Below are 9,909 nucleotides of genomic sequence, written 5' to 3'. Positions count from 1 at the left end.
ATAGTGGGACATTTTGATTTGTGTTCTCTTGAGACATTATCATTTACGTTTAACACATAATTTTTTTAATGTTTATTTTCCTATTGACAATTCCTTTGATTCATTTTATACTCTTAACAATTTGAAACGATCGCTTTAAACATGTTCAGAGAAGCATGAAAGAAGATCCACACCCTGAGTATGCCTTTGGGCATGCTTTTATGGATATATCTTTTATGCCTAACCGAATATGTGGTTAGGCGTTTTTTATTAGAAAGGTGGACTTTATGGAACTCAATCCTCAACTACCCATTATTGCGCTTGATTTTGCCAGTGATCAAGAAATCTTAGACTTTTTAAAGCTTTTACCCCAAGGTCCCCATAATATAAAAATAGGCATGGAAGTTTTCTATTTGGGAGGCCCTCAACTTTTAGAAACCATTTCCAGTCAGGGTCATGCTGTTTTTCTTGACCTTAAACTCCATGACATCCCTAACACCGTGATGAGATCCATGCGAATTCTCGCTCAATTGGGTGTAGCCATGGTTAATGTCCATGCGGCAGGTGGACTTAAAATGATGGAAGCAGCCAAAGAAGGTCTGATACAAGGGACACCTTCTGGTCAAAAAGAACCCCTTTTGATTGCAGTCACTCAACTGACTTCTACTTCTAACCAACAAGTGGAAGAAGAACAACTGATTACTGCCGGTTTAGAAACTTCAACCTTACACTATGCCAAATTAAGTCACCAAGCAGGCCTTGACGGTGTAGTTTGCTCACCCCATGAAGCTAAGGCGATCAAAGAGGTCACTCATACTAACTTCCTAACGATTACACCAGGAATACGCCCACAAACGATAAAACGTACGGATGACCAGCACCGTATCGCTGATGTCCAAACTGCTGTTAAAAATCTCAGTGATTATCTCGTGATTGGTCGTCCAATTACCCAGGCAGATAATCCAAAAGCGGCTTACATGGACATAGTTGAAAAAATAGCTGAAGCACAAAAATTATTAAAATAGGAGGTCATCATGGAAAACGTTCATCAAACCAGCAGTAAAGAAAAGATTGCTAATATCCTCTTGGATATTGAAGCAGTTAAAATCAGCTTAGATCCCCCTTTTACCTGGTCAAGCGGTTTAAAATCACCCATTTATTGTGATAACCGCCTAATTATTAGCCATCCGCAAAGCCGGCAGCTTTTAATTGAAGCTATGGTAGCAGCCGTTAAAGAAAACTTTGCACAGGTCGAAGTGATCGCGGGTACAGCTACTGCTGGTATTCCTCACGCTGCTTTCTTGGCACAAGAATTAAACTTACCAATGATTTATGTGCGGTCTAGTCCTAAAGGACACGGCATGCACAATCAAATTGAAGGCCACTTAAATCCAGGACAAAAAGTCCTAATGATTGAAGACTTGATTTCAACCGGTGGGAGCGTCATTAAAGCGGCTCACGCCGTTCAAAATGCTGGTGGTCAAGTGATTGGGGCCCTAGCTATCTTTAATTACTTATTAGATGCCGGTCGTCAAAATTTTGCTAAAGAATCTTTCCCGCTAGTCACCTTGAGTGATTATGCCACTCTGATCGATACGGTTACCCAAAAACCTGATTTTGCAAGTCATAAGCAAAGCTTAGCCAATTGGTACAAAGATCCTCAAGCTTGGAGTCAAGCTTTTAACTAAAGTCAAAATATTAATTAAAAAAGTCCGTGAACTTTTATTAAGGAGAGTTGTTATGAAAACTATAAATTATGATCGTCGTGCCCTCATTACTTCAATGATTGCCTCTGGTTTAGATGATGTCAATGTGATGTTTTTGGCCTTTTCCCTATCCTCTATTATTGCTGATTTGAATATTTCCTCTACTCAAGCCGGTTGGATTGGAACCATTACTAACTTCGGAATGCTGTTTGGGGGACTTGTCTTTGGGGTCTTAGCAGACCGCTATAACAAATATAAAGTATTAAAATGGACCGTCGCAATTTTTTCTGTAGCCACAGCCCTTATCTTCTTTAGTCAAAGCATCAATAGCCTTTTAGCTTTACGCTTCTTAGCTGGTATTGGAGTTGGTGGTGAGTACGGTGTTGCCTTAGCAATCATGGCGGGTATTGTACCAAGCAACAAAATGGGTCGTATCTCCTCACTGAATGGTGTCATGGGACAAATCGGTTCGATTACATCCGCTGTTTTAGCCAGCTTAATTGCACCCGTCTTTGGTTGGAGAGGACTTTTCGCTCTAGGTGTTCTGCCGTTAATCTTAGTGGCTTACATGCACTTTATGATTAAAGAAGATCAAATCACTGATCGTGGTAGCCAGAAAGTCGACCGTCAACAAGCAGGTAAAATCTCTGACCTCTTCAAAACACCTGCTCTAGCCCATCAAACCATTGCTTTAATGGTGATGACTTCTGTTCAAATTGCTGGTTACTTTGGAATGATGAACTGGTTACCAACTATGATGCAAGGTAAATTAGGGATCAGCCTGGGTAACTCTAACCTTTGGATGATTACTACTATTGTAGGAATGTCGATCGGTATGTTAGTCTTCGGTTATTTTCTAGATATGTTTGGTCCACGTTTAGTTTATGGCATTTTCCTCATCCTATCAGCTATCTCGGTTTTCGCTTTTACTTATGTCCATTCTGCCTTAAGCCTTTTACTTGGCGGTGCTTTAATGGGCTTCTTTGTTAATGGAATGTTTGCCGGCTATGGCGCTATGGTTACGCGCTTATACCCCCTTCAAGTCAGAGCAGTAGCTAATAACATCATTTTAAATGTTGGTCGTGCAATCGGTGGTTTCTCTTCTCTCATCATTGGAATGATTTTAGAAAACTATGCGATGCGTGCAGTTATGTTTTTCCTAGCCAGTCTATATATTATATCCTTCTGCTTTATGATTTCGATTAAAAACCTCAAGCAAGAGAGATATCAAACCATCCATACAAACAGCCCTGCACTTGAACCAGCTAAAGTTTAAGACAATTTAGTAAAGCCCTCGACTTAAAGCGTCGAGGGCCATTAAATTTTACCAATTAAAAAGGTTCAGCCTTAAAGACTGAACCCCAAGTGGTAAATTTACTCACCAATTGTATGATAGCGTTGGAAAATTTTCTTTAAAGGGAAATATAAAACTGGCACTAAAATTGCTGTAACAAGTCCTGTAAAAAGACTGGCTGGCATGGCTGAAATCGCCATCGCAATTGCTGCAGAAGATGTGGCTCCTAAGATCATTTGATTGATAATATGCTTACCAAAGATTAATACAATCTTAGTTAATGCTCCTACGATTCCTAATGTCACAATATGACTCATACTATCCTTTTTATGGAAGAATTTATTATATATGAATGAGACCATAATCAAAACCAAGAGGTTTTCTAAAAGGGTAAAATGAACGACATAGAAATAACCATTCAAGCTATCAAAGAGGAAAAGCCCTATTAAAGCAGCAGCCGTACCACGTTTGAACCCCATTAGTAAAACTGCTAAAATCACCAAGGCATTCCCTGGATGAACAAAAGAATTAGAGATGGCGGATGGCATCGGGACACGGATAAAGGTAATCGCAGCGATGATTAAAGCAGCATAAATCCCGATTTGAACATACTTAAACGTTTTGTTATTTGACATAGTAACTTCCTTCTTCTTGCGTATTTTAATCAATTGTTTTATAAATTAAAGGTAATTCTTTGGCTGTATCAGCGATTTGAATAGCTTGGTCTAGTCGCTTCAAGCAGTCATCAATATCTTCCCGATTGGAATGGATGATTGCGAGTGGATCTCCTTCTTGAACAGGATCTCCTACCTTAGCTTTTAAGACAATGCCTACTACTGGATCAATTTCATCTTCTTTAACCGCACGACCCGCTCCTAAAACCATCGCTGCTTCACCCACTAAATCGGCTACCCAGTGACTAACTACACCTGATTTTTTAGCTAAATACGGAATTTGATACTTGGCTTTACCTAATTGTTCCGGATTATCAATGAATGAAGCATCTCCTCCTTGAATCTCAATAAATTCACGGAATTTTTCTAAGGCTGCTCCTGAGTCAATCTGCGCTTGCAACATTTCAATACCTTCTGGCAAACTTTTTACTTTCTCAGCAGACAAGAGCATTTGTGCTCCAAGATTCAGACAAAGCTCCGTTAGATCTTGCGGACCTTTACCTTTTAAGGTTTCCACAGCTTCATTGACCTCTAAGGTATTACCAATTGCAAAGCCTAATGGCTGATCCATATTAGATAAGATGGCTACTGTTTTACGACCTAAATGATTGCCTATTTCAACCATGGTGTTGGCCAACTCTTCGGCCATCTCGATTGTCTTCATAAAGGCGCCATCGCCTACTTTTACATCTAGGACAATTGCATCAGCACCCGAAGCAATTTTCTTAGACATAATGGAAGAAGCAATTAAAGGAATAGACTGGACAGTAGAAGTGACATCTCTTAAAGCATACAGCTTTTTATCAGCTGGGGTTAAATCGCCAGTTTGTCCGACCACGGCCACTTGGTGTTGGTTTACTTGAGCAATAAAGGCGGCTTCAGCGATTTCAAAATTAAAGCCCTTGATTGTTTCAAGTTTATCCAGCGTACCGCCCGTATGGCCTAAACCACGCCCTGACATCTTAGCCACCGGAACACCACAAGAAGCTACTAAGGGAGCTAGGACTAGAGTGGTTGTATCTCCAACACCTCCGGTCGAATGTTTATCTACTTTGATGCCTTTGATAGCAGAGAGATCGATCTGATCGCCTGATTCAACCATAGCCATGGTCAAATAACTAACCTCTTTAGCATTCATACCATTAAAGTAAACTGCCATATTCAAGGCGGCCATTTGGTAATCAGGAATTTCTCCCTTAGTAAATCCGTTAATAATATATTGGATTTCAGCTTGGGTCAATGCTTGATTTTCTTGTTTTTTATGGATTAAATCTACCATTCTCATACTTCATCATCCTTAATATTGTCTAATTTACTTCACCACTACGTTCGATTTTAATAATTTCTCCATCAGCTTGGGCAACCAGAATGATATCGGCATAATTTAAGAAAAGGCCATGCTCAACTACTCCAACCTTAGACTTAATCTCGGCTGCCAACACTTGGGGATTAGGAATCTCTTCTAAATGGAGGTCAATGATATAATTGCCGGAATCGGTAATGAAAAGCCTGTCATCTTCAATTCTTCTAAAGCTTGGTTTCATCCCAGCGCTTTTAAAAGCATCATAAACTTTCCATGAGCCAAAGCGAACTACTTCTACTGGAAGAGGAAATTTCCCTAATTGGTTAACTAATTTACTCTCATCCATAATCCAAATAATCTTATCACTGTTTTCAGCAATAATTTTTTCATGCAAAAGCGCACCACCACCGCCTTTAATACCGGCGAATTGACGAGTTGTTTCGTCCGCTCCATCTACTAACAGATCGATGCGATTGACATCTTCAATTTCTTTTAAGGGTAAGCCTAATTTTAAAGCCTGTTCAGAAGAGCGATCAGAAGTAGAGACTGTTAAAATATTATTGAGTTCTCCTGCTTGGAAACGGCGTCCTAGCTCTTCAATAAACCAATATGCCGTTGAGCCAGTCCCTAATCCGACCACCATACCATCTTCAACATAAGAGGCTGCATATTTGCCCACTCGTTTTTTTGCTTCTTCCATCTTATTCGATTCCTCCATTATCCAATGTATTGTACAATTTCACGTATATACTCTACCATATTCGCTATTTGCTTTAAATCCTCTTTTTCAGCCGTTCCTCCATGATAATCCAACAAATGCCATTCCTCGGGGCCCAAAATCACATCATCCAGGCTAGTGCCTGGTTGACGCTTCATTCTTTTGGAAGCTAAGTACATTAAAGAAAAGCGCTTAGAGGCAATTCGACCACGATAATGAAAGGTTGCTAATTGTTGATAGACTCTAGCTGTAAAGGTTTCTTTTAATAGTTTCGTAAAGTTGGTAAGATTTGGGGTAGAAATGCCCACAGTGAATAAGACCCAACTCGGTTCGCGGTAGCGATTCATCAACTGATTAATCAAAGTCGACTTAAAAATCCTTCCGGAGAAAACAAAGGTGCCTACAATAATTAAATCATAGTGGTTCAAAGTAGTTCGATCAACCTCACTTAAAGCTACCATCGGAAAGTCAAAGACTCTTTGGAGGGCTCTAGCATAAATTAAGGTAGATCCATAAGGTGATTCATAAATAATTAAACTTTTCATATATTCCCCCCTCTATACCTATTACTTTAGCTATTATAGCACAGTTTAAGACAATGTGTTAATCGCTTACAAGATTATATTAATGATTCTTTCGCATCTTTCCTCATTTTTGATATACTAGAATTATTAATCCGATAAAGGAGGCAATTGAATGCCACAAACAATCCACTTAGAGTGTCCAGTATGCCAAGCTAAGCAGGAACATATCATCGAAACTGCTATCAATAGTCAAAAACACCCCGAATTAAAACAACAACTATTAGAAGGTCAGCTTCTAGCCTTTGAATGCGATCAATGTGGGGCCAAAAGACAAATAGAAACTCAAATTCTCTATCATGATCCAAAACTCAAGCTTTTGATATATTTAGCACCTAATTTTAAAGAAAATCGCGAAAAAATATTAAAAGGTCTTAGCTTAATGACAGCTGAGGAAGGGATTGATATTAGTGATTATCATTTAAGAGTTGTAACTTCAGCCCCTCAACTGATTGAAAAAATCCAGATTTTTGATCGAGGATTTAATGATCAGGTAATGGAAGTTGTAAAAGTATTAACAGATGGCCTATTTGCTCAACAAGAACCGAATCGAAAAGTACTTAACCGCTTCTTTATTCACAAAGATAATCAAGATAAATTCCTTTATCTTACAGAAGATGAGCAGCTTATGGTTGATTACCATCCATCGCTTACAGACTTCATTCTTGATAAGTTTGCTAAAGAATTAAAAAACGATTATCTCGGGCAATTTATTATGGTGGACTATGAATGGGCAAGCAATATTGCCAATCACCAACCCGGACCAGGTCAGCCAATGTTAGATGAAGAATAGGTCTTATCACCATTCCCCAACAATTTACACACTCAAATCAAGAACAGCCTACACAAGCATGTGCAGGCTGTTCTTTTATATTATCAGACTCATTTTTAAATAATTATCCTAGTCATCTTCTTCAAAAAGCTTCTCTTCTCTCACCAAATATATAGGTCGTCGTTTATCTTCGGTAAAAATTTTAGAAATGTACTTGCCAATAATACCTAAGCATAAAAATTGAAAGCCACCCATAAATAATATTAATAAGGCCAAGAGACTGATCGCAGAAGCGCTTACTTGATAAAGTAAAAAAGCCACTAGTAAGTAGATACCCCAAACCAAAGCTGTGCCAATACTGAAAAGACCTAAGAAACTAGCAATTGTTAATGGAAAGTCCGAAAAAGAAATTAAGCCATCGATAGCATAATCGAACAAACTTCTAAATGACCATGAGGATTGACCAGCAATGCGTTTAATATTAGGGTATTCTAAATATTTCACTTTAAAACCAACCCATGAGAAAATCCCTTTTGAAAAGCGATTATACTCACCCATAGATACAACGGCATCTACGACTTGTGCCTTCATCAAACGATAATCTCGCGTACCTTCTGCTAACTCAAGGCGCGAAATTAAATTATTCAATTTGTAAAAAAGGCGGGCAAAAAAAGAACGAACAACTGGTTCGCCTTCTCTAGAAGTCCTTCTGGTTGCTACCACATCGACATTTGGATCTAGAATCATTCGATACATATCTACTAACATCATCGGTGGATCTTGTAAATCCGCATCCATAATTGCAACATACTCACCTTTGGCGTGTTTCAAGCCGGCATAAAGACCTGCTTCTTTACCAAAATTGCGTGAAAAAGATAGGTATTCAATGCTGTCTGGATATTGCTGAACCACTTCTTTAATAGCATTTAGGGTTTGATCGGTTGACCCATCATCTATTAATAGTAATTCAATTTCAACTTCTTTTAGGTCTTTTTGAACTTTTAAAATTGCCTCAATAAACGGCTGGATTGTCTTTTGTTCATTATAACAAGGAACAACAACAGTCATTACATTTTTTCTAACCAAAAAGATTCCTCATTTCTTAATACTTGCTAATTAAATTTGCAAGTCACTTGTCCTATTATTATATATCAAATTCACATCAAACTGTCTATTATTAAAATTTTTTCATAAAACAGTCGATCCCACGGTGCCCTTTCAAAAAAATAAACTTAAACACCCATAAATAAATTAGTGTTTAAGTTTATTGTTAAAGATTAAAACCATCTTAATTGCTAAGAACAGTTAGATGTTTTTAAGTGATGGCTGACTCAACTCTTTGGCTTCAATGGAATACTCGAACAACCACTCGCACTTGGGTATGGGGTCCGCTAATTTAAATACTAAGATCCACTCACCTGATGGAAGAATGCCTGGACGTGTTCCACTGCTTGATTCTAACTCATCAATACTTAGAATAATCCGTCGACCTTGACAAACATTTTGAATATCGATTCTTAAATTATAGTGTGAATCATAAGCCATTAATGAGTCAATCGCATAATCCCCCAGATAGATATTGAATTCAAACACTAAATAACTAATAGTAGCTGGAAGCTCTAAGCGTTCAATGATAAAAGAAGCTGATGGGTCTTCATAATCTTTAATAGTTAACCGCTTATTAACAAGTTGCAAAACGATCTCTCCCTTCCAATCATAAATCCTTAATAAGTTTAACCGTTGATTATGAATTTTGTAGCCTATTTACTGTTAAGTTTATGTAAATTTATACTCTCAATAAAGAATTAGCGCGGTTCTAATTTAATACGTAAATATTCATCATTATATTCGATCAATTTTTCTTGACCAAGGTTACGATAAATTTCTAAATGATCAATAATTTCTTGCGGAGGATAAAAGGCCGGATCGGCAATTACTTCTGGATCCATTAAATCAATGGCATCCTTATTAGGGGTAGCGTATCCAATATATTCAGCATTTCTAGCTGCTATATCTGGGCGCATCAAGAAATCCATTAAAGCGTGTGCACCTTCGAGATTTTTTGCACCTTTAGGAATGGCCAAGGTATCAAACCAAATGTTAGACCCTTCTTTCGGAACCATATAGGCTAAATTTTCATTGTCATACATAGCCATGGCAGCTTCGCCTGAATAAGTAACGGCTATTGGGGCTTCTCCGATTGTCGCATACATTTTAATTTCATCTGCAAGTAAAGCCAGGATATTAGGCATTAATTGTTTCATCTTTTGAGTGGCCTTAGCAATAAGTTCACTATCTGTTTCATTAAGTGAATGCCCTTCTGATTGCAGACCAATCCCAATCACTTCACGGGCGCCATCAATTATCATAATCTTATTACGATATTCTTCTCGCCAAAGGTCATTCCAACTGGTAATTTCGTCTTCCGCAATTTGACTGCTATCATAAAGAATACCTAAAGTACCCCAAAAATATGGCACTGAATATTGATTGCCTCGATCAAAAGGCTGGTCCATAAATTCTTCATCAATATGTTTGAGATTAGGTAAGCGTTTATGATCAATTTTTTCTAATAAATCCATTTCCATCATTGTTTCTACCATGTATTCACTCGGCCCAATTAAATCATAATTGGTACCAGCTTGTTGAATTTTTGTGAGCATGGCCTCATTAGAATCAAAGGTTTCATAAACTACCACATAACCCGTTTCTTCTTCAAACTCATCGATTAAATCAGGATCAATATAATCGCCCCAATTATAAAAATTGACAATATTACTCTCACCCGTTAATCCTTGACTAGATTGTAGGTAGTAACGCCCAACAAACATCAAAGCCACTGCAAGTAGAATGGCAATCATTACTTTTACTAATGCTTTCAT

Annotated in this window: 11 protein-coding genes; 4 read left to right on the top strand and 7 right to left on the bottom strand. The window is 38.0% G+C overall.

Annotated features, from left to right (window positions below; all coding sequences use genetic code 11):
* Positions 1 to 266 precede the first annotated feature (266 nt).
* From pyrF to ACQV2O_RS04790, 3 genes are read left to right on the top strand one after another with little or no spacing between them, the layout of a single operon-like run.
* The gene (gene pyrF, locus ACQV2O_RS04800; RefSeq protein WP_428875111.1) at positions 267 to 1,004 is read left to right on the top strand and encodes an orotidine-5'-phosphate decarboxylase; all 738 of its coding nucleotides are present in this window, start codon (positions 267 to 269) and stop codon (positions 1,002 to 1,004) included.
* 9 nt (positions 1,005 to 1,013) lie between these two features.
* Positions 1,014 to 1,667 (top strand): orotate phosphoribosyltransferase, encoded by a 654-nt coding sequence (gene pyrE / locus ACQV2O_RS04795; RefSeq protein WP_428873329.1) that lies wholly within the window; start codon positions 1,014 to 1,016, stop codon positions 1,665 to 1,667.
* 52 nt (positions 1,668 to 1,719) lie between these two features.
* Positions 1,720 to 2,961, top strand: a complete 1,242-nt coding sequence (locus ACQV2O_RS04790; protein ID WP_428873328.1) for an MFS transporter — start codon at positions 1,720 to 1,722, stop codon at positions 2,959 to 2,961.
* A 98-nt stretch (positions 2,962 to 3,059) separates the two neighbouring features.
* On the opposite strand, the gene ACQV2O_RS04785 is transcribed toward ACQV2O_RS04790, so the two are convergent.
* Genes ACQV2O_RS04785 through ACQV2O_RS04770 form a run of 4 tightly spaced genes read right to left on the bottom strand, consistent with a single transcriptional unit; the run spans position 3,060 to position 6,219 of the window.
* Complete coding sequence (locus tag ACQV2O_RS04785; RefSeq protein WP_428875110.1) at positions 3,060 to 3,614, bottom strand: ECF transporter S component; 555 nt, start codon at positions 3,612 to 3,614, stop codon at positions 3,060 to 3,062.
* A gap of 25 nt (positions 3,615 to 3,639) precedes the next feature.
* Complete coding sequence (locus tag ACQV2O_RS04780) at positions 3,640 to 4,938, bottom strand: pyrimidine-nucleoside phosphorylase (protein ID WP_428875108.1); 1,299 nt, start codon at positions 4,936 to 4,938, stop codon at positions 3,640 to 3,642.
* Positions 4,939 to 4,960: 22 nt separating this feature from the next.
* Positions 4,961 to 5,656: a ribose-5-phosphate isomerase RpiA gene (gene rpiA / locus ACQV2O_RS04775; RefSeq protein WP_428875107.1), complete on the bottom strand. Its 696-nt coding sequence runs from the start codon at positions 5,654 to 5,656 to the stop codon at positions 4,961 to 4,963.
* A gap of 17 nt (positions 5,657 to 5,673) precedes the next feature.
* Entirely contained in the window at positions 5,674 to 6,219 is a 546-nt protein-coding gene (locus ACQV2O_RS04770) for a flavodoxin domain-containing protein (RefSeq protein ID WP_428873323.1), read from the bottom strand.
* Positions 6,220 to 6,370: 151 nt separating this feature from the next.
* Here ACQV2O_RS04770 and ACQV2O_RS04765 point away from each other — a divergent pair, with 151 nt between their 5' ends.
* The gene (locus tag ACQV2O_RS04765; RefSeq protein WP_428873321.1) at positions 6,371 to 7,048 is read left to right on the top strand and encodes a CpXC domain-containing protein; all 678 of its coding nucleotides are present in this window, start codon (positions 6,371 to 6,373) and stop codon (positions 7,046 to 7,048) included.
* A 108-nt stretch (positions 7,049 to 7,156) separates the two neighbouring features.
* On the opposite strand, the gene ACQV2O_RS04760 is transcribed toward ACQV2O_RS04765, so the two are convergent.
* The 3 genes from ACQV2O_RS04760 to ACQV2O_RS04750 form a co-directional block, all read right to left on the bottom strand.
* Complete coding sequence (locus ACQV2O_RS04760; RefSeq protein WP_428873320.1) at positions 7,157 to 8,113, bottom strand: glycosyltransferase family 2 protein; 957 nt, start codon at positions 8,111 to 8,113, stop codon at positions 7,157 to 7,159.
* A gap of 219 nt (positions 8,114 to 8,332) precedes the next feature.
* Positions 8,333 to 8,722, bottom strand: a complete 390-nt coding sequence (locus tag ACQV2O_RS04755) for a hypothetical protein (protein WP_428875106.1) — start codon at positions 8,720 to 8,722, stop codon at positions 8,333 to 8,335.
* A 110-nt stretch (positions 8,723 to 8,832) separates the two neighbouring features.
* On the bottom strand, positions 8,833 to 9,909 hold the full coding sequence (locus ACQV2O_RS04750) for an ABC transporter substrate-binding protein (protein WP_428875105.1): 1,077 nt from the start codon (positions 9,907 to 9,909) through the stop codon (positions 8,833 to 8,835).

Source organism: Facklamia sp. P13055 (assembly GCF_050409445.1).
GTDB lineage: Bacteria > Bacillota > Bacilli > Lactobacillales > Aerococcaceae > Facklamia.
The sequence above is the reverse complement of the archived record's forward strand: the minus strand, read 5'-3'. Positions and strand labels throughout refer to the sequence as shown.